This is a genomic window from Aestuarium sp., assembly GCF_023253315.1.
GTDB classification, from domain to species: domain Bacteria; phylum Pseudomonadota; class Alphaproteobacteria; order Rhodobacterales; family Rhodobacteraceae; genus Marivivens; species Marivivens donghaensis.
In genome coordinates this window covers 183486-207182 of sequence record NZ_JALRGW010000001.1, presented here as the reverse complement: position 1 = coordinate 207182, position 23697 = coordinate 183486, and the positions used below count along the sequence as shown (strand labels likewise).

The following is a 23697-nucleotide window of genomic DNA, read 5'->3' as shown; positions in this document are numbered from 1 at the left end:
GCGCGGCAACTATAGAGTGCCAATAGCTTGGGGAATTTCATGGTCGACCTAATACACCTGTCGCAGACAGGTCAGGCCATCGTAGCGTTGATGATCGTTGTCGGCATGTTCGTCATGTTCCTGCGGGAAACCTACCCGACCGAAGTTGTGGCGATCACAGGCGTTGCGATCATGCTGGCCTTGGGCATTTTGCCCTATGACGTGGCGGTGTCGTCGTTGTCGAACCCTGCACCTTGGACGATTGCGGCGATGTTTATCGTGATGGGAGCGTTGGTGCGGACGGGTGCCCTCGCGCGGATGACGGAATTCGCCCAAGCTCATGCTGAGGAGCGCCCAAAATTGGCGCTGGCGGGGTTGATGGGCTTTGTCATCGTTTCCTCGGCCTTTGTGAATAACACCCCTGTGGTCGTTGTGATGTTGCCCGTCTTTGTGCAGTTGTCGCGGACCTTGGGTGTCTCTGCCTCGAAACTGCTGATCCCCTTGTCCTATGGCGCGATTGTGGGTGGCACGATGACGCTGATCGGCACATCGACCAACCTATTAGTGGATGGTGTGGCTCGTCAGTCGGGGATGGAGCCGTTTTCGATCTTTGAAATCACGCCTATTGGCATAGTGATCTCGCTCTGGACGATGGCTTATCTTTTGATTTTCGGGCGCAAGCTGCTGCCTGATCGTACGAGCATGGCCTCGCTTTTGTCGGATCGGTCCCGGATGCGGTTCTTTACCGAAGCGGTCATTCCACCTGAATCGAACCTTATTGGTCGTGAAGTGCTCGACGTTCAGTTGTTCAAACGCGAAGGCGTGCGATTGATCGATGTGGTGCGTGGCGACCAGTCGCTGCGGCGTGATCTGACAGGTGTGACGCTGCAGGTCGGGGACCGCGTTGTGCTGCGGACCCCAATGGCAGAGCTGTTGGGCTTGCAGCGGAACAAAGAACTGCGTCGGATGGATCAGCTGTCAGCAGTTGAAACCACCACGGTCGAAGTGCTGATTACCCCTGAATCGCGGATGGTCGGCCGCAAACTGGGCCAAATGCGCCTGCGTCGTCGCTATGGCGTCTACCCGCTTGCTGTGCATCGTCGTGACAAAAACATCGGCAACCAGATCGAAGATTTGATTGTGCGGGTGGGGGATACGCTCCTGTTGGAAGGTGCGCCTGAGGACATCCAGAAACTCGCTGCTGATATGAGCCTTGGCGATGTGTCGAAACCCTCGGTTCGTGCCTATCGTCGTAGCCATGCGCCGATCGCGATTGCCGCGATGTTTGGCGTGGTGATTTTGGCGGCGTTCAATGTGGCGCCGATTTTATTGTTGGCTATTGTGGCCGTGGCCGTAGTTTTGCTGACGGGCTGTATTGATGCTGAAGAGGCGTTTGAGCATGTCGATGGCAGCCTCTTGGCGCTGATCTTTGGCATGCTGGCCGTCGGCGCGGCCTTGGATCATTCGGGGGCTGTGGCGCTGATCGGTAATGGCCTAGCGCCGTTCATGACCGACTTGCCGCCTTATGTGGTGGTCTTTGCGGTCTACACACTGTCGATGGTTCTGACGGAATTGGTGTCGAACAATGCGGTCGGCGTGGTGATGACGCCTATTGCGATCGGGCTTGCCAATGCGATTGGTGTGGACCCTCGGCCCTTGGTCGTCGCGGTCATGGTCGCTGCCTCGGCGAGCTTTTCGACACCCATCGGATACCAGACCAACACGCTCGTTTACGGTCCCGGTGGGTATAAGTTTTCGGACTTCCTAAAGGTTGGTGTGCCGCTCAATGCATCGCTTGCGTTCCTATGTTCAGCCATCATCCCGTTGATCTGGCCGCTCTGAGGCTTGCAGCCAGCCGCCCGACTGACATATAGAGACGCGAACTGTCCGATAGACTGAAAAGAGGTCCCCATGGCCGGCCATAGTAAATGGGCTAACATCCAACACCGCAAAGGGCGTCAAGACGCTGCGCGGTCCAAAATGTTCTCCAAATTTTCCAAAGAGATCACCGTAGCCGCAAAGATGGGCGACCCTGATCCCGATAAGAACCCGCGTCTACGTCTGGCGATCAAAGCAGCGAAATCGCAGTCCATGCCTAAGGACGTGATCGAACGCGCGATTAAGAAATCGCAGATGGGTGACGGCGATGATTACACCGAAATCCGTTACGAGGGTTACGGCCCGAACGGTATCGCGATTATCGTTGAGGCACTGACCGACAACGTGAACCGCACCGCATCGAACGTGCGTTCGACATTCACCAAGGGTGGCGGCAACCTCGGCACCACGGGTTCGGTTTCCTTCATGTTCGACCGCGTGGGCGAAATCACCTATCCGGCATCGGTTGGCGATGCGGACACCGTGATGATGGCTGCGATCGAAGCAGGCGCTGACGATGTGGAATCCGATGAGGACGGCCACTGGGTTTATTGCGCGATGGAAAACCTCTCTGAGGTGTCCGAAGCTCTCGAAGCTGAACTCGGCGAAGCGACTGAAGCGAAACTGATCTGGAAACCGCAGAACCGCACCAATGTGGATCTCGAAACCGCTCAGAAGCTGATGAAGCTGATCGACACGCTCGAAGACGACGATGACGTTCAGACCGTCACCGCGAACTTTGACGTGCCAGAGGATGTGGCGGCTCAGCTCGGCTAATCCTTAGGATCAACTCCGATTTACGGCGCCTTCGGGCGCCGTTTTCATTTAGAGCGTTTGTTTCGCCGAAGCGCGGATCGAAGCCGTCAGCCCCGCCAGAGGTTTCGCAACCAGACGGTTCACCTGCCAATGCAGCGGGGTAAGAAGGGGTCGTTCTGGCGATAGATCGACCAGTTTACCCTCTGCGATCAGCCGATCAACCAGAGCCGCGGGGTTCATGCCCCACCCCATGCCCAAGAGGCTCGCCTCAACAAAGGCGCTCGACGATGGGACGAGGTGAGTGTTCAGCGGCACCCGTTTCCCGACCATCATCTCGACCCAGCGGTTTTGGAGCGCGTCCTTGGCGTTGAACGTCAGGGCAGGGGCGGTAGCTAACGCGACTGCCATGACGCCGTTCGGGAAATGCTGACGGACAAAGGATGGGCTCGCGGTCGCGCGGTAGGTCAACGCACCGAGGGCAAAGTTATCGCAGCCCTGAACGGGGCCAGCCTCGCCTGTGATGGCAGCAGAAACTTCGCCTTTGCGGAGCCAATCGGCAGAGTGGTCCTGATCGTCGATCAAAAGGTCGAACAGCATGGGATGGTCGGCAATAGCGGGCAAAAACCACGTGGCGAGGCTATCCGCATTGACCGCGACCCGCAGCCGCGCAGGGGCCGCCGTTTGCCCGATGTCCGCCGCCAATGCCGTCTCAAGTAGCGTGAGGTCATCATAGTGCCGTGACAATCGCGCGCCTGTCGGCGTCGCGGTGCAGGGGGTTCCGCGTTGGATCAGCGTGGTTCCAATACGGTCCTCAAGTGCCTTGATCCGTTGCGAAATCGCGGATGGCGTGACGCCCAACGCATGGGCTGCCGCGTCAAAGGCTCCAAGTCGGATCACGGCAGAAAGCGCGGAGAGTTGAGCGGGATCATACATTAGAAACTCTAATTCTAACTCAGTTTATTTAATTTGATTAATCCCGCTGTGCCGCGCTAGGTCAACCCCATGGAATATTGGATCGGACTTCGAACAGGTATCGCGCTCATCCTCGTAATTGGGGCGCAGAATGCCTTTGTGCTGCGGCAAGGACTGCGGCGGGAACATGTCTTGGCGGTGGTTGCGACTTGCGCCGTGTCGGACGCTGTGTTGATCGCGGCGGGTGTTGCGGGGATCGGCGCGGCGGTAGATGCCCTGCCGTGGCTGATGCCGCTGCTGCGCTGGGGCGGTGTCGCGTTTCTGGGATGGTATGGCGCACGGTCGTTTCTGTCCGCGTGGCGTGGCGGGGCGGTGATGACAGCAGGCGAAGGCGACCGTGTTCCGCTGGCAAGGGTCATGCTGACCTGCCTCGCGTTCACATGGTTGAACCCGCATGTCTACCTCGACACAGTAGTCCTAATCGGCAGCCTATCGGCGCAGTTCGAGGGCCGCGAATGGGTCTTTGGTGCGGGCGCGATGTCGGGGTCTGTGATTTTTTTCACCACGCTTGGCTTTGGTGCGCGGCTACTTGCACCTGTGTTCGAACGGCCCATTGCGTGGCGTATCCTCGATACCTGCGTGGGGCTTTTGATGTGGTCTGTGGCTGCAACTCTGGTCTTCGCTGAAATGTGATCAAATCCACTTGCGGCGGCAAGCGCTCAGGTTCATGAAGGTGCAATGACTGTTTCATCACCCTCTCAGGATCGGCCCGTTCAGGGCGTGTTGTGGATGCTCGCCACTGGCTTTTGCTTTGTCGTGGTGAACGTGATCGTGCGCTATCTGGGCGAGGACCTCCCCGCCGCACAAAGCGCATTCATCCGTTTCGCGTGGAGCTTTGTGTTCCTCGTCCCAACGCTCGGACCCTACCTTAGGGGTGGGATTGGTGTGCGGGCATGGCAGCTCTTTGGTCTGCGCGGGGCGCTCCATACGGTCGCGATTATCCTGTGGTTCTTTGCGATGGCCCGCATCCCGATGGCCGAGGTTACGGCGATTGGCTATCTGAACCCGATTGTAGTGACGGTGGGTGCCGCGCTCCTCTTGGGCGAAGGGTTCGCGCGGCGTCGGATGCTGGCGATTGGCGTGGCGCTGATCGGCGCGTTGATCGTAATCCGCCCTGGTATGCGTGAAATCCAAATCGGTCACCTGTCCCAGTTGGGCGCGGCGCTGTCATTTGGCCTGTCCTACCTCGTGGCCAAACAGCTTAGCGGGATTGCCCCTGCGGGTGTCGTTGTGGCGATGCTGTCGGGCGTGGTGACGATCTGCCTTGCACCGATTGCGTTTGTAGTCTGGGAACCCGTAGAGCTACATCAGGTCATGTGGCTCGGTGGTGTGGCTGTGTTTGCCTCTGCCGCGCATTATTGCATGACCAAGGCGTTTGCCTCTGCCCCGATGACGGTCACGCAACCTGTGACTTTCCTCCAGCTTGTCTGGGCAAGCATCTTTGGCGCGGTGCTCTTTGGTGAGGCGGTTGATCCCTTTGTTCTGGCAGGTGGGGCGCTCATCATTGGGGCGATCAGTTATATGACATGGCGCGAGGCGCAGTTGCGCCGCAAGGTGACACCGGTTGTGAACCAAACCAAAGTCTAAACGAAAAACGCCGGCCCAATGGACCGGCGTTTTGCTGTTTTGCAGAGGCTCTTAGCGGCTCAGGCGCGTCAGAACCGAGGCTTCGGTCACTTGCCCAATGGGGGTGCCATTCTCAACGACCGTTAGCACTTTGTCTGTCTGTAGCTGCGCGATGATCTGGCGGATCGGTAGTTCCGCGTCGATCTTAACGCCGTCGCCCGACCCAGTGGTCATCACATCACGCGCGGTCAGAACGCCGAGCGGGTTCATATGCGCGACAAAGTCCTGCACGTAGTCGTCGACAGGGTTCGCGATGATCTCGCGGGCGGTGCCGATCTGAACGATGCGGCCGCCTTCCATCAGGGCGATGCGGTTGCCTATTTTGAACGCTTCATCAAGGTCGTGCGACACAAAGATGATCGTCCGTTTCAGCTTGGCTTGCAGGTCGAGGAGTTCGTCCTGCAACTTCGCACGGATCAGCGGATCGAGCGCCGAGAAGGGTTCGTCCATCAACAGGATCGGGGCTTCGGTCGCAAAGGCGCGGGCGAGGCCGACGCGCTGCTGCATACCGCCCGATAATTCACCCACCTTGCGTTCAGCCCAGTCAGCCAGACCGACAAGCTCTAGCTGCGCATCGACGGCAGCCTTGCGCTGTGCGGGTGTTTGCCCCGCAAGCTCTAGCCCTAGGCCGACGTTTTCACGAACGGTCCGCCACGGCAGAAGGCCGAATTGCTGGAACACCATCGCAACGCGAGTCTGGCGGATATGGCGCAGGTCTGCGGGTTTGGCGTGGGTCACATCAACGAGCCCATTGCCGTCCGATACCCGAACGCAGCCCCGCACCACGGGGTTCAACCCGTTCACAGCGCGCAGAAGCGTGGATTTACCTGAGCCAGAGAGGCCCATTAGAACGAGGATTTCCCCCTCAGCCACCGTGAGCGAGCAGTTATGCACGCCGAGGACCTGACCTGTGCTGGCCTGAATGTCACCACGGGTCTGACCTTCGTCCATGAGGGGTAGGGCACGGTCTGGTTGATCGCCGAAAACGATGGATACGTTGTCGAATTCTACTGCGGTTTTAGCCATTATTTACGCTCCATCCGCAGCATGCGGTCTAGGATGATGGCCACGACCACGATCACGAACCCAGATTCAAAGCCGAGGTCGGTGCGCACCTGACCCAGCGCACGCAGCACTGGAACGCCCAGACCATTTGCGCCCACGAGCGCGGCAACAACAACCATCGACAGCGACAGCATGATGGTTTGGTTCAGACCTGCCATGATCTGCGGTAGGGCAGAGGGGAGTTCAACCTTCCACAGAACCTGACGGTTGGTCGCGCCAAAGGCACGCGCCGCTTCGAGGAGCGCTTTCGGCGTCGACGAAATACCAAGGTGGGTCAGACGGATCGGTGCAGGCAGAACAAAGATCACCGTTGCCAACAGGCCCGGAACGGTGCCGATGCCAAAGAACACGATCGCGGGGATCAGATAGACGAACGCAGGGAGCGTCTGCATCAGGTCGAGCACTGGCGTCATGAAACGGTAGGCTTTGGGATTGTGAGCGGCAAAAATACCCAACGGCACACCAATCGCCATACAGACGAGGCAAGACGACAAGACCAGTGTGAGGCTCTCAAGGGTTTCGTCCCAATATTCTTGGTTCAGAATAAAGAGGAACCCGACTGCGATCAGCACGCAGGTCTTCCAATTGCGTTGAAGCACCCAGGTCAGCGCCATAAAGGCCCCGATGATCACGATGGGGTGTGGGTATTCGAGAACGGCAAGGATAGCGTCGATCAGCCATTCCATCACCGCAGAAATCCAGTCAAATACGAATTCGAAATTGTCTTGCATCCAATCGAAAACGGTCTTCGCAGCTTTCCCTACAGGGATTTTGCTGCCCAGCTCTCCGTCCGCCATCGATTGCCAAAACTCACCTAAACTAATCACCCAAACCTCCTTTAAAATGCAGCGACAGGTCTTTGCCTGTTTGAGGGAAACAGAAAGGCCCCGATCAACGGGGCCTTTCGTTTGGTCGGGATTAGTAGCCGAAAGCAGCCGAAACAGCTGCAGCAGCGTCGCCGCCGTCAGCGGTGGTCACACCGTCAACCCATGCCATAACGGCATCTTTGTTTGCCTGCAGCCAAGCCATGGTTGCTTCATCAGGATCAGCGCCTTCGTCGAGGATCTGGCCCATGATGCCGTTTTCCATGTCGAGGGTGAACGAGATCTGGCTGAAGAGTTTGCCAGTGTTCGGGCATTCTTCGGCGTAGCCAGCGCGTGCGAGGGTCTGAACGGTACCGATACCGCCAAAGAACTCTTCACCACCCGGCAGGTAGGACAGTTCAAAGTTTGCGTTCATCGGGTGCGGTGCCCAGCCGAGGAAGACAACGTCTTCTTGCTTGTCATAAGCGCGAGCAACCTGAGCTAGCATGCCCTGTTCGGAGGATTCGACGACTTCCATGCCTTCGAGGCCAGAACCAGCTTTTTCGGTCAGCGAGACGAGGTAGGTGTTACCTTCGTTACCCGGCTCGATGCCGTAGATCTTGCCGTCGAGCGACTCAGCGAATTTGTTGATGTCGGCAAACGACTGCAGACCTTTTTCGAAGGTGTAGGTCGGAACTGCGAGTGTGTAGACGGTGCCTTCGAGGTTCGTTGCGAGAACGTCGATGGTTTTGTCAGCCAGATATGGGTCTAGAACGCCCGACTGAGCAGGGATCCAAGCGCCGAGGAAGATGTCCAGATCACCCGACGACAGCGACGCGTAGGTCACTGGAACCGAGAGAATTTTTACGTCCACGTCATAGCCCAGTGCTTCGAGCACGTGCTTGGACGCAGAAGTGGTGGTGGTGATGTCGGTCCAGCCCACATCGGACATGTTTACGGTGCCGCAATCAGCAAGCACAGGTGCAGCTGCACAAATGGCAAGCACGGACAGAGCAGATTTGAGTTTCATGTATGGTCTCCCGTTGGTGATGGTTTTTTGTTGATTGACGAGTCAATAAACAACCACCTAGTTTCACTTGGCAAGCTATTTTGGATGAAAAGATGCCCAAGCTCGGGATGGAACCTATACGCCGCGCCGCTTTGGTGAAAGCCACGATTGATGAAATCGGGGCAAACGGGTCGTTGGATGTAACGGTTAGCCAGATCGCGAAACGTGCGGGTATGTCATCTGCACTTGCACACCACTACTTCGGTGGAAAAGAACAGATATTTCTGGCTGCAATGCGACACACTTTATCCGTTTACGCCGCGGAAGTTCGCGGTGCGCTGATTATGGCTGACACGCCGCGCGAACGGCTGGAGGCGATCATTCGGGCTGGATTCGGAACGTCAAACTTCCGCCGCGAGGTGATTGCGGCTTGGCTTAATTTTTACGTTCTTGCCCAAACTTCAGGCGAAGCGAAAAGGCTGCTGACGATCTATCAGCGCCGTTTGCACGCGAATCTCATGTTTAACCTGCGCCCGCTTTTGGGCGATGACGCACAGGACGCAGCCTATCGGATCGGTGGATTGATCGACGGTATCTATCTGCGCGAAGCCCTCACCATAACGAAAACCAGCAGCAAAGCCGCGACCAAACATGTGCTTGCTGCACTTGATCTCGAACTAGGGAAAACGAAATGACCAAGCCGAATATTTTGATCATCATGGTCGACCAGTTAAACGGTACCTTGTTCCCCGACGGCCCCGCAGAGTGGCTCCATGCGCCGAACCTCAAAGCGCTCGCTGCACGGTCCACGCGTTTCAAAAACACCTACACAGGTTCTCCGCTCTGCGCACCCGCGCGGGCGTCATTCATGGCGGGTCAATTGCCGAGCCGCACCCGCGTCTATGACAACGCCGCCGAATATGCGTCAGATATCCCGACCTACGCGCACCACCTGCGTCGCGCGGGATATCAAACGACCCTCTCGGGCAAGATGCACTTTGTCGGTCCTGACCAGATGCACGGGTTTGAGGAACGTCTGACCACTGACATTTATCCCGCCGATTTTGGCTGGACCCCTGACTACCGCAAACCGGGTGAGCGTATTGACTGGTGGTATCACAACATGGGCTCCGTCACGGGCGCTGGCGTTGCCGAGATTTCCAACCAAATGGAATACGACGACGAGGTGGCCTTTAACGCGACCAAGAAACTCTATGACCTGTCGCGGGGACTCGATGATCGTCCGTGGATGATGACCGTGTCGTTCACACACCCGCATGACCCTTATGTGGCTCGCAAGAAATACTGGGACCTCTACGAGGATTGCGAGCATCTGGAGCCGACAGTTCCGACGATCCCCTACGAGGACCTCGACCCGCACAACAAACGTCTGATGGACGCGAACGATTGGCGCAACTTTGATATCACCGACGACAATATCCGTCGGTCGCGCCGCGCCTATTTCGCGAACATCTCGTATCTCGACGATAAGATTGGTGAAATCCTAGACGTGCTCAAACGCACCCGCATGGATGACAACACCATCGTGTTCTTTGTCTCGGATCACGGCGATATGCTGGGCGAACGCGGTATGTGGTTCAAAATGTCCTTCTTCGAAGGCTCCGCTCGCGTGCCCCTGATGATCGCCGCCCCGCAGATGGAGCCGGGTCTGGTCGAAACGCCCGTTTCCACCATCGACGTATGCCCGACCATGTGTGACCTCGCAGGCGTCAGCATGGACGAGGTGATGCCGTGGACCGATGGGCAGAGCCTTGTGTCCTTGGGGCAGGGCGGTCAGCGCACTGAGCCTGTCCTGATGGAATATGCCGCCGAAGGGTCTTATGCGCCCCTCGTGTCCATCCGTGAAGGCGACTACAAATACACCCGCTGCGCGCTGGACCCCGATCAGCTGTTCAACCTCGCGACCGATCCGAACGAGCTGACCAACCTCGCCGATGATCCCGCCCATGCGGATGCCCTCGCGGACCTAAAGGCGAAATCGCTGGCGCGTTGGGACCTTGATCGGTTCGACGCCGCTGTGCGCGAAAGCCAAGCCCGCCGTTGGGTCGTCTATGAGGCGCTGCGCAATGGGGCCTACTTCCCGTGGGATTACCAACCGCTGCGGCTCGCGTCTGAACAATACATGCGCAACCACATGGACCTGAACGTTCTTGAAGAGAACAAGCGCTTCCCCCGTGGGGAATAACCGCTTTTTCTTTGCTACCGAAATACTCCCAACGGAGGCCAAATAATGCCCTATGATACCCAACCCACCGCAAGCCATTTCATCGATGGCCAATATGTCGAAGACAGCGCAGGCGAACTGATCGAAGTCATCTATCCCGCCACTGGCAAGGTAATTGCCCGCGTCCATGCGGCCACGCCCGCGATTGTCGAACGTGCGATTGCCTCGGCAAAACGGGCGCAGGCGGAATGGGCCGCAATGACAGGCACAGAGCGCGGCCGCATCCTGCGTCGCGCGGCGGATATCATGCGGGATCGGAACTACGATCTGTCGGTTCTGGAAACCTATGACACGGGCAAACCACTGTCCGAGACGACGATTGCGGACGCGACCTCTGGCGCGGATGCGTTCGAATATTTCGGTGGTCTGGCTGGGGCACTGACGGGCGAACACATCCCGCTGGGTGGCGGTGATTTCGTCTATACCCGCCGCGAGGCTCTGGGCGTTTGTGTCGGCATCGGTGCATGGAACTATCCGACCCAGATTGCGTGTTGGAAAGGCGCACCCGCGCTGGCCTGCGGCAATACGATGGTGTTCAAACCGTCGGAAACCACACCGCTCTGCGCACTCAAAGTTGCGGAGATTCTGCATGAGGCAGGCGCACCCGCGGGCGTCTACAACGTGATCCAAGGTCTGGGTGCCGTCGGTGCGCAGCTTGTCACTGATCCACGCGTGGCGAAAGTGTCGCTGACCGGTTCTGTGCCGACGGGGCAAAAAGTATATGCCGCCGCTGCCGCTGGCATGAAGCACGTCACGATGGAACTGGGCGGCAAATCTCCCCTGATCATCTTTGACGATGCCGATTTGGAAAGCGCGATCTCTGGCGCGATCAATGCGAACTTTTATTCGACAGGTCAGGTCTGTTCGAACGGCACCCGCGTGTTCGTTCAAAAAGGCATCAAAGAGGCGTTCCTGAAACGTCTGGCGGAACGCATGGATGACGCTGTGATCGGCGATCCGCTGCAAATCGAAACCACAATTGGGCCGATGTCCAACGAACGCCAGTTGGGGATCGTTGAGGGCTATATCCAGAAAGGCATCGAAGAGGGCGCCCGTTTGGTCAAAGGCGGCAAACGCATTGGCAACGAAGGCTATTACATCGAACCCGCACTCTTTGCCGATGTGACTGACGATATGACCATCGCCCGCGAGGAAATCTTTGGCCCTGTGCTGTCGGTTCTTGATTTCGACACCGAGGAAGAAGTCATGGCCCGTGCCAACGACACCGAATTTGGTCTGGCGGCTGGCGTCTTTACGTCTGATCTGACCCGTGCGCACCGTGTCGTCGCAGGGTTCGAAGCAGGCACCTGTTACATCAATACCTACAATCTCGCACCAGTGGAGGCTCCGTTCGGCGGTTCTAAACTGTCTGGCGTTGGGCGCGAGAACTCGAAAGTGGCGATCAATCACTATTCCGAAGTGAAGACCGTCTACGTGTCCATGAACAAATGCGAGGCTCCATTCTAATGCGGGCTGATTATGTAATCGTTGGCGCGGGCAGCGCTGGCTGCGCCATGGCCTACCGTTTGGCCGAGGCAGGCAAGTCAGTCATCGTTGTGGAATTCGGCGGCACCGATGCTGGTCCGTTTATTCAGATGCCCGCGGCGCTGTCCTACCCGATGAACATGGGGCTTTATGATTGGGGCTTTCAGACAGAACCAGAGCCGCATCTGGGCGGTCGCGTCATGGCGACGCCGCGCGGTAAGGTCATTGGCGGATCGTCCTCGATCAATGGCATGATCTACGTGCGCGGCCACGCGAAAGACTACGATCACTGGGCCGAAAGCGGTGCGCATGGGTGGTCTTATGCCGATGTGCTTCCCTATTTTAAGCGGATGGAGAACTGGCATGACGGTGGTCATGGAGGTGATGCGTCATGGCGTGGGAACTCTGGCCCGCTGCATGTGACCCGTGGTCCGCGTACGAACCCACTGACCCGCGCCTTTGTCGAGGCCGGTCGTCAGGCGGGTTATCCTGTGACGGGCGATTATAACGGCGAACAGCAAGAGGGCTTTGGCCCGTTCGACAGCACCATATGGCAAGGCCGCCGTTGGTCGGCTGCGAACGCTTACCTCAAACCCGCGATGGCGACGGGGCGCGTGACGGTCGTCAAAGGTCTGGCCGAAAAGGTCGTGATCGAAAACGGTCGGGCGACGGGCGTTCAGATCAACAAAGGCAACGGCTCCGAAGTGATCTCTGCCACGAACGAAGTGATAATCGCGGCATCCTCGATCAACTCGCCAAAGCTGTTGATGTTGTCAGGCATTGGACCTGCGGCGCATCTGGCGGAACATGGCATTGATGTGGTCGCGGATCGTGCGGGCGTTGGTCAGAACCTTCAGGATCACCTTGAGATGTATATTCAGGTGGCCGCGACCCAGCCTGTGAGCCTCTACAAATACTGGAACCTGTTCTGGAAGGGGATCATTGGCGCACAGTGGCTGCTGACGAAAAAGGGCCTCGGCGCGTCGAACCAGTTCGAAAGCGCGGCCTTTGTGCGGTCGGCGGCTGGCGTGGATTACCCAGATATCCAATATCACTTCCTGCCCATCGCCGTGCGCTACGATGGTAAGGCCGCTGCCGAAGGGCACGGTTTCCAAGCACACGTTGGCCCCATGCGGTCGCCGTCACGCGGGTCGGTCACGCTGCGGTCAGCGGACCCCAAGGATAAGCCGAAGATCCTGTTTAACTACATGTCGCACGAAAAGGATTGGGCTGACTTCCGCACCGCGATCCGCCTCACGCGCGAGATTTTCGCTCAGGATGCGTTCAAACCCTACGCGGGTAAGGAAATCCAACCAGGCAAGGATTGCCAGACCGATGACGAGCTGGACGGGTTTACCCGCGAACACGTTGAATCCGCCTACCATCCGTGCGGCACCTGTAAGATGGGTGACCGGAACGATCCGATGGCGGTTGTAGATCACGAATGCCGTGTCATCGGCGTCGATGGCCTGCGCGTGGCGGATAGCTCGATCTTCCCACGGATCACCAACGGCAACCTGAATTCACCGTCGATCATGACGGGCGAAAAGGCGGCGGATCATATCCTTGGTCGGACACCGCTGCCTGCTGAGAATGCAGAGCCGTGGATCAACCCGAATTGGGAAACATCCCAGCGCTAAAAAGAAAGGGCCGCATCACGCGGCCCTTTGTCTTAGAACGTTTCGAGGTAGAGCGTCGCGTCGCAATATTCCCCGTTATAGGTGCCGACCCAAACATCGAGGTAGCCATCGCTGCCGCTGATCCGGATTTTGGGATCAGCCTGACCGTTGCTGTCGTCGTCATAATACCAATTCGCATTGGCATCGTTGACCAAAAGCATGGAATCACAATTGCTTAGAACGCTGATTTCAACATCGAAGCCGCCCATCTTATAGAGGTCGAAGCTAAAGTCTGGCGCGGTCATCACGTAGCCAGAGTTGTTCTTGAAACCGCAGGATTGCAGATTGTTGTCACCACCTGCAACGACGCTGAACTGACGCGCGGAATACAGATCCGAACCGGAATACCGATATTCGGCGCCGTATTGGTTGTAGTCAGGACATGCCGAAGCTGCAGTCGACACGGCCGTGAAAATCGTGGCGCTGATAAGCGTTCCAAGGTGTTGCACAGGTCTTCTCCGTTCGTTGGACCTTATGAGGGTCATTTCCATCCTTGGGACAACTCTACGCGAGAATTCGTTATTTTGTAATGATTTCAATCAAAAAGGTTGAGAAAATTCTCAAAAAGCAGCCTGAGATTGCAAAATGCAGCGGAAAGGTAAACTCGCCCCCGTTTATTGATTTTAGTCAAAGTGAGGGGGCTGCGCGGGGCCTAGGTTTAATCGAAACCTGAGGAAAGGGACCAATATGTCGAACACTCCGCACCGCCTTAACGAAGAATTTCCAGCCCAGATCGATGCGCTCCACGCGCTGAAACAGTCTGACGCGCATTTTGCGAAAACCGTTGATCGGTATGAAGAGGTGAATGACAAAATCCACCTCGCAGAGACCAACGTTGAGCCTGCCGATGATATGTTCATCATCGAGATGCGCAAAGAACGGATGAAGCTCAAGGACGAGATTGCAGCGGCTCTCAAAGCCGCAGCAACGGCCTAATCTGATGGGGCGGCGCGAGGGTGCCGCCCTTTTTATTCGACCTGATAGGGTAGAACGGCGCGGTGGTCTGGATCGACCGTCAGGCGACGTTCAAGCGGTGGTACGGACCGCTGGTGACAATCGCGACGGTCACAAATCCGGCAGGAAATCCCGATAGGCTCAAACGCGGCGGCCGTGTCGATGTCCATGTGATCGGCATAGACGAGCGCACGCGCGTGTTTCACCTCGCAGCCGAGGCCGATTGCAAAGCGGCGGGTTGGCGCGTGGAACGATCCCCCAGATTTCGTCGTGTCACGGGCGAGGCAGAAATACCGAACACCGTCGGGCGTTTCGGCCAACTGGCGCAGCCAGCGGTTCGGGTTCTCAAAGGCGCGGTGCACGTTCCATAACGGGCAAGCCCCACCGTATCGTGCGAATTGCAGTGTGGTGGCAGAGTGGCGTTTGGTGATCGTGCCTGCGGGGTCCACACGAACAAAGAAAAACGGGATGCCTTTGGCCCCTGGTCTTTGCAGGGTCGATAGACGGTGCGCCACCTGTTCCAGCGAGGCCCCAAACCAATCCGCTAATCGTTCGAGGTCGTGCCGCGTTTCTTGGGCCGCCTCAAGGAACCGTCCGTAGGGCATGAGCGCAGCACCCGCGAAATAGTTCGCAAGGCCAACCTTGGCGATCGAGCGTGCCTCTGGCGATTGGAACCGTGCGAGGTCGAGCGTGGCCTCGATCAGTTGATCTTTGGTCAGGAGTGCGAGTTGGAGGAGCAGTTGGAACGTCTGCGTGCCTTCGGCCGCGCGGCGGGACAGGGTCAGGGTGCGGGTGGCAGCATCGTAGTGACGAATAACCTCGGTATCATCGAACCGCACAGTGACGCCGCGCCCATCAAGCGTTTTTATCGCAGCGTCACGCACGGGCATGTCGCCCGCGTTGAGCGCAAAGTTCTCTGCCGCGCGGTCCACGGCGTCGATGTAGTTGTCGCAGTAGTGAAAAAAGTCTCGCACTTCCTCCCACGGGGACGGCTGTAGGCGAGCATCTTCGCGGCCCAAGGCTTCGTCCAATGAGGCAAGCCGTTCGTGGGTCTGGCGGTAGGCCGCGTGCAGGTCCAGCAGTGCCCGCGCCATTGTCGGCGCGTTGGAGGCCACCAGTCGCAGGTCGGCGACCGACGGGGCAGAACCCGTGAACACAGGGTCGGCCAAGGCTTCGCGCATATCAGAGATCAGGCGCGCCTCATCGCCCGATTGCAGTTCGGTCACGTCAAAACCGAACTCTTGGGCCAGTGACAAAACCACCGCCGTCGACACAGGGCGGTTGTTGTTTTCCATCTGGTTCAGATAGGGCAGGGACACGCCCAGCTTTTCGGCAAAGGTCTTTTGCGTCAGCCCCAGTCGTCCGCGCAGTTCACGCAGTTTCACACCAGCATAGAGTTTCTGGACAGCCATAGGGCACCTTTGCAGAATAGAGTTGCTGCAAAGTTACGTTTGCAAACTCATTCCAGCAAGTCCGAACCGATGCGGCGGTCGCGATAAATGACGAGGATGATCGACAGCAGCGAAAGCGAAGCGCTGATGAGCATGATAATCAGCAGGGGCACTTCGCGTTGTGCGGGGTCGAGGAGTGATCCCGCCAGTGCCGAGAGTCCCGCGCCGCCCGCCATCATGATCGCAGCGCCAAGGCCCGAGGCCGTGCCAGCGAGGTGCGGCCGGACCGAGAGCGACCCCGACGTGGCGTTCGGCATCGTCAACCCGTTGCCGAGGCCCATCACGGTCGTAAAGCCAAAGAACACGAAGGGATGCGAGGCGATTGTCGTTGTGACGATCAGTGCCGCGATGAGGCCTGAAACGGTGATCGAGCAGCCAAAGAGTGCGAGCTTGTTGATCCCCAGTTTGACCGAGTAGCGACCCGACAGGAAGTTCCCAAAGAGATACCCGATCGACGGCGCGCCGAGGGCGACACCCGTCATGGAGGGCGACAGTTCAAACACGGTGCCCGCGACAAACGACGCCCCACCAAGGAGCGCATAAAACGCACCCGCGCAAAACGCCGTGCAAGCGACATAGCCCCAAAACCGCACAGAGCGGAACAGTTCGGGGTAGGTTTTGATCTGGTCGCTGAACTTCATCCCTGTGCCCTTGGCGGTTTCGCCGAGGTCGAAATAGGTAAGGGCAAAAACGCCGATGCCAGCGGCCAGAAGGAAGGCAAAGGCCGATTGCCAGCCAAAGGCTTGATCCAAGACGCCACCGATCACAGGGCCGAGCATTGGCACCAGCGCCATGCCCATCGTCACATAACCGAGTTTCGATGCCGCTTGATCCGCAGGGTAAATGTCACGCACGACCGCGCGGCTAAGCGCCATGCAGGATGCGACAGAGGCTTGGAGCATACGGAAGCCCAAGAACACCCAGACGTTCGACGCGAGAATGCCGCCGAAGGTCGCGATGACGAACAGGCCGAGAGAGATGAGCAGAACAGGCCGCCGCCCGTAACGATCCGACATCGGTCCGATAATCAGCTGCAAAAGCGCCGTCATGATAAAGTAGCCAGAAACGGCAAACTGCATCACGCTGTAATCTGTGCCGAAATACACTGTCATTCCGTTCAGGGATGGCAGAAAGATCGACATGGTGAGCGCGGACATGCCAGCCAATAAAACCAGCGTCAGCGTATGGGGCGGGGTGGTGCGGTCCAAAATCTTGACCGATTGATCAATGCTCATGATGGTTTGGCTACGCCCAAAACCCGCCCCTGTCTATCTGCAAAGTTGACGGATGATCTGTGCAAAAGGGACGAGCAAATTGGTTAAGTAAAGTTAGCTGATTTGCAAATGCAAAGTCTTGCTAATCCAACTATTTGCAAATTTGCCCGATTTCATTTGTCGCGCAATAATCTTTCACATACGGTCCCGCTAACGACCTGTCGGAGGGGACCCCAGATGAAAGATATCCTGCAAGAACTCGAAGGCCGTCGCGAAGTTGCGCGGCTTGGTGGTGGTCAAAAGCGGATTGATGCACAACATTCTAAAGGCAAGCTGACCGCGCGCGAGCGTATCGAGTTGCTGCTAGACGAAGGTAGCTTTGAAGAATTTGACATGTTCAAAGCGCACCGCTGCACCGACTTCGGTATGCAGGAACAGCAAATGCCGGGTGACGGTGTTGTCACGGGCTGGGGCACGATCAATGGCCGTATGGTCTATGTGTTCTCTCAGGACTTCACCGTATTCGGCGGTTCGCTCTCTGAAACCCACGCTGAAAAAATCTGCAAAATCATGGATATGGCGATGCAGAACGGCGCGCCTGTCATCGGTCTGAACGATTCTGGTGGTGCTCGTATCCAAGAGGGCGTTGCCTCGCTCGCGGGTTATGCGGACGTGTTCCAGCGTAACATCATGGCCTCGGGCGTTGTTCCGCAGATCTCTGTGATTATGGGGCCGTGCGCGGGTGGTGCGGTGTATTCGCCTGCGATGACCGACTTCATCTTTATGGTGCGTGACAGCTCTTACATGTTCGTAACTGGCCCTGACGTGGTTAAGACCGTCACGAACGAAGTTGTGACCGCAGAAGAGCTTGGTGGTGCGTCGACTCACACCAAGAAATCGTCGGTCGCGGATGGCGCGTTTGAAAACGACGTTGAGGCGCTGGCTGAAGTGCGCCGTCTGGTGGACTTCCTGCCGCTCAACAACCGCGAAAAGCCGCCCGTTCGTCCGTTCTTTGACGAAGTGGACCGCGTAGAGGAATCGCTGGATACCCTGATCCCCGATAACCCGAACACGCCTTACGACATGAAAGAGCTGATCGGCAAAATCGCTGACGAAGGCGATTTCTTTGAAATTCAGGCTGACTACGCGAAAAACATCCTGACGGGCTTTATCCGCATGGAAGGTCAGACCGTGGGCGTTGTTGCGAACCAGCCGATGGTTCTGGCGGGCTGCCTCGACATTGACTCGTCCCGCAAAGCAGCGCGTTTCGTGCGCTTCTGTGATGCGTTCGAAATTCCGATCCTGACGCTGGTCGACGTTCCGGGCTTCCTGCCGGGCACCAGCCAAGAATACAACGGCGTTATCAAACACGGCGCGAAACTGCTGTTTGCCTATGGTGAAGCGACCGTCCCGAAAGTGACCGTTATTACGCGTAAAGCTTACGGCGGCGCATATGACGTTATGGCGTCCAAACACCTGCGCGGCGACTTCAACTACGCTTGGCCGACTGCGGAAATCGCGGTGATGGGGGCGAAGGGCGCGGTTGAGATCCTGTATCGCAACGAACTGGGTGATCCCGACAAAATCGCAGCGCGGACCAAAGACTATGAGGACCGTTTCGCGAACCCATTCGTTGCTGCAGAAAAGGGCTTTATCGACGAGGTTATTCAGCCGCGTTCGACCCGCCGCCGCGTGACCCGCGCGTTCGCTTCGCTTCGCAACAAGAAGCTGACGAACCCGTGGAAGAAACACGACAACATTCCGCTCTGATTTCAGGGCGGAAGTAGGGGATATGGCGCAAAGCCGCTGGCATACGATCCGCAACGAGGGTGTGGTTACTCACACCCGCCGCCTGCCTGCACATTTCGATGTATCGGCAGAGACGACGTTCCCGTTGCTGAGACGAGGCCGGCTTGCCACTCAAATCCGTCAGGATTTGTGGCGCGCGCTAAAAGGGCTTCGCGGCTTTTCCCCGGTTGTCGAGGTCCGCACACAAGATGGAGGACTTGTTGTGCGGGCCGGAGGATCGGTGGCGGGACCATTTCCCGCCACTACCACTCAATCGGTCATCGGTGATCTCTTGGCCGATACGACGAAAAGAGCGCGCTGGGTGGCGCGGTCGCAAATCACTCAGTCGGAGGTGTGATCCGACCATGGGAGGGAAACAGGTGATCTTTGGTGCACTCATTTTAGCAGGGAACCTCGCAGTTCCAGCGGTAGCGGAAGACTTCGCTATGCCGTCTGGCCTGTCCGTGACCCTGCATGAGGTGATTGCCGAAGAGGGCCTGACGCGGTTCCGCTTTATCGCGCCTGCGATTGCCGACCTCGATTACGCTGACGTTTCTGCGGACATTGCGACGCTCTGCGAAACGGTGGCGATTCCCTCACTCGATGAGGGTGTTGAGCAGGTTGTGATCTCACTTTCGGCGGAAATTGTCCCGTTTGGAGAGACCGCACCCGAAATAACCCAGTTCTTTGACCCTTTCGTGATTGAAGACGGTCGCTGCATGTGGGAGCCATTCTGATGACTCCACAATATATTGCGAGGCTCGAACTCATCATGACCCGAATTGATGCAGGCCCGACACAGGGCGCAAATCTGCATAGCTCCCGATATGCTGGAAACGGCATTTCTGCTATCCTGACAGCAGGTTACCAAAAGGTAGCCCGTAACAAGTTAGGGGAAAGCCGGAACAAATACCGGACAAACCCCGTAGGCAGTGTCTGGAGCATATCATGTCTCATTCCATCAAAGCGCTCTGTGCGCTTGGATTACTCGTTGTCGTCGCAGCCTGTTCTGCCCGCCAACACCCCACTGAAACCGTCTATGTTGAGCCAGCACCGCTCTCAACAGAGCCTGTTTTCACCGGCAAATACGGTAACTAATGCGCAAATGGGACAGTCCCACGGGGCTGTCCTGACCCTCGCGCCCGTCGTTGGAGGGCGCGTGTGATGCTGAAACATCGTGGTTTCCCAGGTCGTTTCCCTGGTTCTGAATTCCAATTTGTTATTCGCCGTGCAAACCCGCGTGGCGTCACCCCTCTGACCCGCCGTGAACGTTTCCGTGACCGTAAGGCCATGGATAAACGCGTGGACGAGGCGTTTATGGCTGCCCTTTGGCACCACTTCGGTGACCAACCGTTTGAGCGCGGCAATCTGGATGCGGGCCGTCTGAGCTGGCTCTTTGGCCGCGAGGTTGTCGCTGCATATCCTGAAGACTTTGATCCAGAGAGCTATGACGCCGTTCTGCGTATCGACGTCGATAAGGCGATGATCAGCTTCCCAGCGGTCTTTGACCCTGACAGCGATTTCTTTGAGTGAGGGTGCTGGGTTAGATGACACGGATCGGCACGATTTTGCCCATGAAGGCAGCGATTTGGCAGGAAACAGCCCATGCGGCTGCCCTGACGGATTTCGCCTTTGGCTCTGGCGAAACTTCGTGCCACGCTGCCTGTGTTGAGGACGTAACCAGCAGGTCGTCCAAGACAAGCAGTCAAGACTGTTACCCTTCCCCTTGTCGGTCCGGCTTTCCCCAGACCGGATCGACTTCGGGAGAGGACCGTCTCGACCTATTTGTTACTTTGGCCGCGCCGCGAATTGCTCGTGGTCTTTTGGCGCAGAATAAAAACGAAAAGGGCAGTCACTCATGGTCAACAAAATTTGGATCGTCGCATTTGTCGCTTTCGCAGGTCTCTCGGCCTGCCTTGATACCGACCTCGAACGTGGGCTTGCCGGCGCTGCCGCTGGCGCAGTCACGGCAGATGCGCTCGGTGTCGATCCGATCATCGGCGCTACTGGCGGCGCGCTCGTTGGCGCAACGTGCGACAACTACGCAACCGTCTGCCGCTAACCCATTCTGCCCTTCGGGGCGTCTAAACCACCTGAACCGCCGTGGGGTGCATTGCGCCCCCACGGCGGTTTTGCATTCAAAGGACCCCAGCACATGTTCAAGAAGATCCTGATCGCCAACCGTGGCGAGATCGCATGCCGTGTCATTAAGACCGCCCGCAAAATGGGCATCAAAACGGTTGCTGTCTATTCGGACGCTGACCGTCACGCCCTGCATGTGCAGATGGCGGACGAAGCCTACCACATCGGCCCGCCGCCCGCGAACCAGTCCTACATCGTGATCGACAAGATCATGGAAGCGATCAAAGCAACCGGCGCCGAAGCAGTGCACCCGGGCTATGGCTTCCTCTCTGAGAACTCGAAATTTGCTGAGGCCCTGTCGGCTGCTGGCGTTGCGTTTATTGGACCGCCGGTTGGCGCAATCGAAGCGATGGGCGACAAGATCACGTCGAAAAAGATCGCTCAGGACGCTCAGGTGAACACCGTTCCCGGTTACATGGGTTTGATCGAGGACGCCGAAGAAGCCGTCAAAATTTCGAACCAGATCGGTTATCCGGTCATGATCAAAGCCTCCGCTGGTGGCGGTGGTAAGGGTATGCGCATCGCATGGAACGACACCGAAGCCCGCGAAGGGTTCGAGTCCTCCAAGAACGAAGCAGCGAACTCTTTCGGCGACGACCGTATCTTTATCGAGAAATTCGTCACCCAGCCGCGCCACATTGAAATTCAGGTTCTCGCTGACAGCCACGGCAACGCCGTTTACCTGCACGAGCGTGAGTGTTCGATCCAGCGTCGTAACCAGAAAGTGGTCGAAGAGGCACCGTCGCCGTTCCTCGACGAGGAAACCCGCAAGGCAATGGGCGAACAGTCGGTCGCACTGGCCAAGGCTGTGGGCTACGCATCCGCAGGAACCGTGGAATTCATCGTCGATGGCGAACGGAACTTCTACTTCCTCGAGATGAACACCCGTCTGCAGGTGGAACACCCAGTGACAGAGCTGATCACGGGCATCGACCTTGTTGAACAGATGATCCGCGTCGCTGCTGGTGAAAAGCTGCCGTTCGAACAGAAAGACCTGAAAATCAACGGTTGGGCGATTGAAAACCGTCTTTATGCAGAAGACCCATATCGCAACTTCCTGCCGTCGATTGGCCGCCTGACCCGCTACCGTCCGCCTGTTGAGGGCCAGACCACTACGGGTGGCATCGTGCGTAACGATACTGGCGTCTACGAAGGCGGCGAGATCAGCATGTATTACGACCCGATGATCGCAAAGCTCTGCACATGGGGCGAAACCCGTGCGGCTGCGATCGAAGAGATGCGCGTTGCTCTCGACACGTTCGAGGTCGAAGGCATCGGTCATAACCTGCCGTTCGTCGCGGCTGTTATGGACCACGAGCGTTTCACCTCGGGCAATATGACCACTGCGTTCATCGCCGAAGAATACCCCGAAGGGTTCGACGGTGTGACCCTGCCGAAAGATGCGCTGGTTAAGGTCGCTGCGGCGGCCTCTGCGATGAACCGCGTGGCCGAAATCCGTCGGACCCAAGTATCAGGTCGTCTGGGTAACCACGAACGTCGCGTTGGCACCGATTGGGTTGTTTCGCTGCAGGGCGAGGACTTTGCGACCACAATCGCGGCAGATCGCGACGGCTCGAACGTCACCATCGACGGCGCAGTTCTGCGGGTCGAGAGCGATTGGACTCCGGGCGACAGCCTTGCACGTCTGAGCGTTGGTGGCGAACCGCTGGTTCTGAAGGTCGATAAGATCACCCACGGCTTCCGCATTCGTTTCCGTGGCGCAGACATCAAGGTTCACGTGCGCACCCCGCGTCAGGCTGAACTTGCGAAACTGATGCCTGAGAAACTGCCGCCAGATACCTCGAAACTGCTGCTCTGCCCGATGCCGGGTCTGATCGTTAAGGTCAACGTGGCCGAAGGCGACGAAGTCCAAGAGGGTCAGGCGCTCTGCACCGTTGAAGCGATGAAGATGGAAAACATCCTCCGCGCTGAACGTAAGGGCATCGTCAAGGCGGTGAAAGCAGCGGCTGGCGACAGCATGGCCGTAGACGAAGTCATCATCGAGTTCGAATAATGATGCGCGACGCTCACACAGTTCTTACGCAGATGGCGGCCTTTGTGGTCGCCTATGCGGGCTGGTGGGCAGTTGTGCTGCATGGGGGCGGCGATGTCGCCCCTGTGATCGCCCTCGCGGCACCTGCTTTGGCAGTTGGGCTCTATGCCTTAGTTGAGGGGATTATTGCGTGATGCGCCGCGCGTTGATCTCTTGCTGGCGGAGAGGGGATTTATCAATCGACCTCCCGATTTCGCGCATGTCCCAAGGGGCAGGTTTGCGGAACGCAACCGTGCCGTCCTTATCGATCAACACGAGCATGAACCCATGTGGCCGCAGCCGTTCGCGTAACGCTGTCTCTGCGGAGGGGTCGGTGTCGGTGATCACGATGACATCGCGTTCGACGAGCGCAGGGATGTCGGCGCCGAGATTGTCCATCTGTTCGATGTATCGTGGATCAAAGGGCGTGTCAGCAAACACAACAATGGCCCGCGCACGCCAGAGAAAATCGTTCAAATTTATCTCGGATGCGTCGACAAATTGGTCAGGCGCGGCAATCCAGTCGTCAGGCGTGACGGATTGTGCAGCGGCAGGAATGCCTGCCAAAGCCATGAATAAGAACGTAAAACTGGCGCGAAGAATTGGTTTCATGCCTATC

General features: G+C 57.6%; 26 protein-coding genes. 17 read left to right on the top strand and 9 right to left on the bottom strand.

The features are described 5' to 3' along the window. Nucleotides 1-39 precede the first annotated feature (39 nt). Nucleotides 40-1821 (top strand): SLC13 family permease, encoded by a 1782-nt coding sequence (locus AC1QQ2_RS01045; protein ID WP_479711743.1) that lies wholly within the window; start codon nucleotides 40-42, stop codon nucleotides 1819-1821. 69 nt (nucleotides 1822-1890) lie between these two features. After that, nucleotides 1891-2634: a YebC/PmpR family DNA-binding transcriptional regulator gene (locus AC1QQ2_RS01040; protein ID WP_479711742.1), complete on the top strand. Its 744-nt coding sequence runs from the start codon at nucleotides 1891-1893 to the stop codon at nucleotides 2632-2634. A 48-nt stretch (nucleotides 2635-2682) separates the two neighbouring features. On the opposite strand, the gene AC1QQ2_RS01035 is transcribed toward AC1QQ2_RS01040, so the two are convergent. Beyond that, complete coding sequence (locus tag AC1QQ2_RS01035) at nucleotides 2683-3546, bottom strand: LysR family transcriptional regulator ArgP (protein ID WP_479711741.1); 864 nt, start codon at nucleotides 3544-3546, stop codon at nucleotides 2683-2685. 69 nt (nucleotides 3547-3615) lie between these two features. Between AC1QQ2_RS01035 and AC1QQ2_RS01030 the strand changes: the two genes are divergently transcribed. Then, nucleotides 3616-4218: a LysE/ArgO family amino acid transporter gene (locus tag AC1QQ2_RS01030; RefSeq protein ID WP_479711740.1), complete on the top strand. Its 603-nt coding sequence runs from the start codon at nucleotides 3616-3618 to the stop codon at nucleotides 4216-4218. 45 nt (nucleotides 4219-4263) lie between these two features. After that, nucleotides 4264-5172, top strand: coding sequence for a DMT family transporter (locus AC1QQ2_RS01025; RefSeq protein WP_479711739.1), 909 nt, complete (start codon nucleotides 4264-4266; stop codon nucleotides 5170-5172). Nucleotides 5173-5223: 51 nt separating this feature from the next. Here the strand turns inward: AC1QQ2_RS01025 and choV are convergent, their stop codons facing one another. The 3 genes from choV to choX all read right to left on the bottom strand — a co-directional run bounded on the left by choV (nucleotide 5224) and on the right by choX (nucleotide 8109). Continuing rightward, complete coding sequence (gene choV, locus AC1QQ2_RS01020) at nucleotides 5224-6237, bottom strand: choline ABC transporter ATP-binding protein (RefSeq protein WP_105234739.1); 1014 nt, start codon at nucleotides 6235-6237, stop codon at nucleotides 5224-5226. After that, on the bottom strand, nucleotides 6237-7073 hold the full coding sequence (gene choW / locus AC1QQ2_RS01015) for a choline ABC transporter permease subunit (RefSeq protein WP_479711828.1): 837 nt from the start codon (nucleotides 7071-7073) through the stop codon (nucleotides 6237-6239). Before choW ends, choV begins: the two co-directional genes overlap by 1 nt. Before the next feature lie 121 nt (nucleotides 7074-7194). After that, nucleotides 7195-8109: a choline ABC transporter substrate-binding protein gene (gene choX / locus AC1QQ2_RS01010; RefSeq protein WP_105234740.1), complete on the bottom strand. Its 915-nt coding sequence runs from the start codon at nucleotides 8107-8109 to the stop codon at nucleotides 7195-7197. Between the two features lie 92 nt (nucleotides 8110-8201). On the opposite strand from choX, the gene betI reads away from it, so the two are divergent. Genes betI through betA form a run of 4 tightly spaced genes read left to right on the top strand, consistent with a single transcriptional unit; the run spans nucleotide 8202 to nucleotide 13458 of the window. After that, nucleotides 8202-8783 carry a choline-binding transcriptional repressor BetI gene (betI, locus tag AC1QQ2_RS01005; protein ID WP_479711738.1) on the top strand — a complete coding sequence of 194 codons (582 nt, stop codon included), beginning with the start codon at nucleotides 8202-8204 and terminating at the stop codon, nucleotides 8781-8783. Continuing rightward, a complete protein-coding gene (gene betC / locus AC1QQ2_RS01000) occupies nucleotides 8780-10294 on the top strand; it encodes a choline-sulfatase (protein ID WP_249945453.1) in 1515 nt (504 codons plus the stop codon). The genes betI and betC overlap by 4 nt, the downstream gene beginning before the upstream one ends. 45 nt (nucleotides 10295-10339) lie before the next feature. Further along, on the top strand, nucleotides 10340-11800 hold the full coding sequence (gene betB, locus AC1QQ2_RS00995) for a betaine-aldehyde dehydrogenase (RefSeq protein WP_479711737.1): 1461 nt from the start codon (nucleotides 10340-10342) through the stop codon (nucleotides 11798-11800). Then, nucleotides 11800-13458, top strand: a complete 1659-nt coding sequence (gene betA, locus AC1QQ2_RS00990; RefSeq protein WP_479711827.1) for a choline dehydrogenase — start codon at nucleotides 11800-11802, stop codon at nucleotides 13456-13458. The genes betB and betA overlap by 1 nt, the downstream gene beginning before the upstream one ends. Before the next feature lie 32 nt (nucleotides 13459-13490). On the opposite strand, the gene AC1QQ2_RS00985 is transcribed toward betA, so the two are convergent. Continuing rightward, nucleotides 13491-13901 (bottom strand): hypothetical protein, encoded by a 411-nt coding sequence (locus AC1QQ2_RS00985; protein ID WP_245918131.1) that lies wholly within the window; start codon nucleotides 13899-13901, stop codon nucleotides 13491-13493. Nucleotides 13902-14184: 283 nt separating this feature from the next. Between AC1QQ2_RS00985 and AC1QQ2_RS00980 the strand changes: the two genes are divergently transcribed. After that, nucleotides 14185-14433, top strand: coding sequence for an HP1242/YdcH family protein (locus tag AC1QQ2_RS00980; protein ID WP_067546012.1), 249 nt, complete (start codon nucleotides 14185-14187; stop codon nucleotides 14431-14433). A 32-nt stretch (nucleotides 14434-14465) separates the two neighbouring features. On the opposite strand, the gene AC1QQ2_RS00975 is transcribed toward AC1QQ2_RS00980, so the two are convergent. Next, a complete protein-coding gene (locus tag AC1QQ2_RS00975) occupies nucleotides 14466-15863 on the bottom strand; it encodes a helix-turn-helix domain-containing protein (RefSeq protein WP_479711736.1) in 1398 nt (465 codons plus the stop codon). Nucleotides 15864-15910: 47 nt separating this feature from the next. After that, nucleotides 15911-17137, bottom strand: coding sequence for a multidrug effflux MFS transporter (locus tag AC1QQ2_RS00970; protein WP_479711735.1), 1227 nt, complete (start codon nucleotides 17135-17137; stop codon nucleotides 15911-15913). Nucleotides 17138-17353: 216 nt separating this feature from the next. Between AC1QQ2_RS00970 and AC1QQ2_RS00965 the strand changes: the two genes are divergently transcribed. From AC1QQ2_RS00965 to AC1QQ2_RS00945, 5 genes are all read left to right on the top strand, one after another. Next, nucleotides 17354-18886, top strand: coding sequence for an acyl-CoA carboxylase subunit beta (locus AC1QQ2_RS00965; RefSeq protein ID WP_067546004.1), 1533 nt, complete (start codon nucleotides 17354-17356; stop codon nucleotides 18884-18886). A 22-nt stretch (nucleotides 18887-18908) separates the two neighbouring features. Continuing rightward, the gene (locus AC1QQ2_RS00960; protein ID WP_479711734.1) at nucleotides 18909-19262 is read left to right on the top strand and encodes a hypothetical protein; all 354 of its coding nucleotides are present in this window, start codon (nucleotides 18909-18911) and stop codon (nucleotides 19260-19262) included. Nucleotides 19263-19269: 7 nt separating this feature from the next. After that, the gene (locus AC1QQ2_RS00955; protein ID WP_438986520.1) at nucleotides 19270-19641 is read left to right on the top strand and encodes a DUF6497 family protein; all 372 of its coding nucleotides are present in this window, start codon (nucleotides 19270-19272) and stop codon (nucleotides 19639-19641) included. A gap of 211 nt (nucleotides 19642-19852) precedes the next feature. Then, a complete protein-coding gene (locus AC1QQ2_RS00950) occupies nucleotides 19853-20002 on the top strand; it encodes a hypothetical protein (protein ID WP_167668772.1) in 150 nt (49 codons plus the stop codon). Nucleotides 20003-20068: 66 nt separating this feature from the next. Further along, entirely contained in the window at nucleotides 20069-20437 is a 369-nt protein-coding gene (locus AC1QQ2_RS00945; protein ID WP_105234750.1) for a hypothetical protein, read from the top strand. Between the two features lie 10 nt (nucleotides 20438-20447). Here AC1QQ2_RS00945 and AC1QQ2_RS00940 read toward each other — a convergent pair whose 3' ends face one another. Further along, nucleotides 20448-20600 carry a hypothetical protein gene (locus tag AC1QQ2_RS00940; protein ID WP_249945462.1) on the bottom strand — a complete coding sequence of 51 codons (153 nt, stop codon included), beginning with the start codon at nucleotides 20598-20600 and terminating at the stop codon, nucleotides 20448-20450. Between the two features lie 162 nt (nucleotides 20601-20762). Between AC1QQ2_RS00940 and AC1QQ2_RS00935 the strand changes: the two genes are divergently transcribed. The 3 genes from AC1QQ2_RS00935 (at nucleotide 20763) to AC1QQ2_RS00925 (ending at nucleotide 23233) form a co-directional block, all read left to right on the top strand. Further along, the gene (locus AC1QQ2_RS00935) at nucleotides 20763-20966 is read left to right on the top strand and encodes a hypothetical protein (protein WP_105234751.1); all 204 of its coding nucleotides are present in this window, start codon (nucleotides 20763-20765) and stop codon (nucleotides 20964-20966) included. A gap of 93 nt (nucleotides 20967-21059) precedes the next feature. After that, a complete protein-coding gene (locus AC1QQ2_RS00930) occupies nucleotides 21060-23060 on the top strand; it encodes an acetyl-CoA carboxylase biotin carboxylase subunit (RefSeq protein WP_479711733.1) in 2001 nt (666 codons plus the stop codon). Next, nucleotides 23060-23233: a hypothetical protein gene (locus AC1QQ2_RS00925; protein ID WP_249945464.1), complete on the top strand. Its 174-nt coding sequence runs from the start codon at nucleotides 23060-23062 to the stop codon at nucleotides 23231-23233. Before AC1QQ2_RS00930 ends, AC1QQ2_RS00925 begins: the two co-directional genes overlap by 1 nt. On the opposite strand, the gene AC1QQ2_RS00920 is transcribed toward AC1QQ2_RS00925, so the two are convergent. Next, nucleotides 23223-23690, bottom strand: a complete 468-nt coding sequence (locus AC1QQ2_RS00920; RefSeq protein ID WP_479711732.1) for a DUF4174 domain-containing protein — start codon at nucleotides 23688-23690, stop codon at nucleotides 23223-23225. The genes AC1QQ2_RS00925 and AC1QQ2_RS00920 overlap by 11 nt on opposite strands. Between the last annotated feature and the right edge of the window lie 7 nt (nucleotides 23691-23697).

What these genes read in the sequence shown, in the direction of transcription:
- AC1QQ2_RS01045 (WP_479711743.1), top strand. Translation starts at nt 40, where the DNA reads ATGGTCGACCTAATACACCTGTCGCAGACAGGTCAGGCCATCGTAGCG.
- AC1QQ2_RS01040 (WP_479711742.1), top strand. Translation starts at nt 1,891, where the DNA reads ATGGCCGGCCATAGTAAATGGGCTAACATCCAACACCGCAAAGGGCGT.
- AC1QQ2_RS01035 (WP_479711741.1), bottom strand. Translation starts at nt 3,546, where the DNA reads ATGTATGATCCCGCTCAACTCTCCGCGCTTTCTGCCGTGATCCGACTT.
- AC1QQ2_RS01030 (WP_479711740.1), top strand. Translation starts at nt 3,616, where the DNA reads ATGGAATATTGGATCGGACTTCGAACAGGTATCGCGCTCATCCTCGTA.
- AC1QQ2_RS01025 (WP_479711739.1), top strand. Translation starts at nt 4,264, where the DNA reads ATGACTGTTTCATCACCCTCTCAGGATCGGCCCGTTCAGGGCGTGTTG.
- choV (WP_105234739.1), bottom strand. Translation starts at nt 6,237, where the DNA reads ATGGCTAAAACCGCAGTAGAATTCGACAACGTATCCATCGTTTTCGGC.
- choW (WP_479711828.1), bottom strand. Translation starts at nt 7,073, where the DNA reads ATGGCGGACGGAGAGCTGGGCAGCAAAATCCCTGTAGGGAAAGCTGCG.
- choX (WP_105234740.1), bottom strand. Translation starts at nt 8,109, where the DNA reads ATGAAACTCAAATCTGCTCTGTCCGTGCTTGCCATTTGTGCAGCTGCA.
- betI (WP_479711738.1), top strand. Translation starts at nt 8,202, where the DNA reads ATGCCCAAGCTCGGGATGGAACCTATACGCCGCGCCGCTTTGGTGAAA.
- betC (WP_249945453.1), top strand. Translation starts at nt 8,780, where the DNA reads ATGACCAAGCCGAATATTTTGATCATCATGGTCGACCAGTTAAACGGT.
- betB (WP_479711737.1), top strand. Translation starts at nt 10,340, where the DNA reads ATGCCCTATGATACCCAACCCACCGCAAGCCATTTCATCGATGGCCAA.
- betA (WP_479711827.1), top strand. Translation starts at nt 11,800, where the DNA reads ATGCGGGCTGATTATGTAATCGTTGGCGCGGGCAGCGCTGGCTGCGCC.
- AC1QQ2_RS00980 (WP_067546012.1), top strand. Translation starts at nt 14,185, where the DNA reads ATGTCGAACACTCCGCACCGCCTTAACGAAGAATTTCCAGCCCAGATC.
- AC1QQ2_RS00975 (WP_479711736.1), bottom strand. Translation starts at nt 15,863, where the DNA reads ATGGCTGTCCAGAAACTCTATGCTGGTGTGAAACTGCGTGAACTGCGC.
- AC1QQ2_RS00970 (WP_479711735.1), bottom strand. Translation starts at nt 17,137, where the DNA reads ATGAGCATTGATCAATCGGTCAAGATTTTGGACCGCACCACCCCGCCC.
- AC1QQ2_RS00965 (WP_067546004.1), top strand. Translation starts at nt 17,354, where the DNA reads ATGAAAGATATCCTGCAAGAACTCGAAGGCCGTCGCGAAGTTGCGCGG.
- AC1QQ2_RS00960 (WP_479711734.1), top strand. Translation starts at nt 18,909, where the DNA reads ATGGCGCAAAGCCGCTGGCATACGATCCGCAACGAGGGTGTGGTTACT.
- AC1QQ2_RS00955 (WP_438986520.1), top strand. Translation starts at nt 19,270, where the DNA reads ATGGGAGGGAAACAGGTGATCTTTGGTGCACTCATTTTAGCAGGGAAC.
- AC1QQ2_RS00950 (WP_167668772.1), top strand. Translation starts at nt 19,853, where the DNA reads ATGTCTCATTCCATCAAAGCGCTCTGTGCGCTTGGATTACTCGTTGTC.
- AC1QQ2_RS00945 (WP_105234750.1), top strand. Translation starts at nt 20,069, where the DNA reads ATGCTGAAACATCGTGGTTTCCCAGGTCGTTTCCCTGGTTCTGAATTC.
- AC1QQ2_RS00935 (WP_105234751.1), top strand. Translation starts at nt 20,763, where the DNA reads ATGGTCAACAAAATTTGGATCGTCGCATTTGTCGCTTTCGCAGGTCTC.
- AC1QQ2_RS00930 (WP_479711733.1), top strand. Translation starts at nt 21,060, where the DNA reads ATGTTCAAGAAGATCCTGATCGCCAACCGTGGCGAGATCGCATGCCGT.
- AC1QQ2_RS00925 (WP_249945464.1), top strand. Translation starts at nt 23,060, where the DNA reads ATGATGCGCGACGCTCACACAGTTCTTACGCAGATGGCGGCCTTTGTG.
- AC1QQ2_RS00920 (WP_479711732.1), bottom strand. Translation starts at nt 23,690, where the DNA reads ATGAAACCAATTCTTCGCGCCAGTTTTACGTTCTTATTCATGGCTTTG.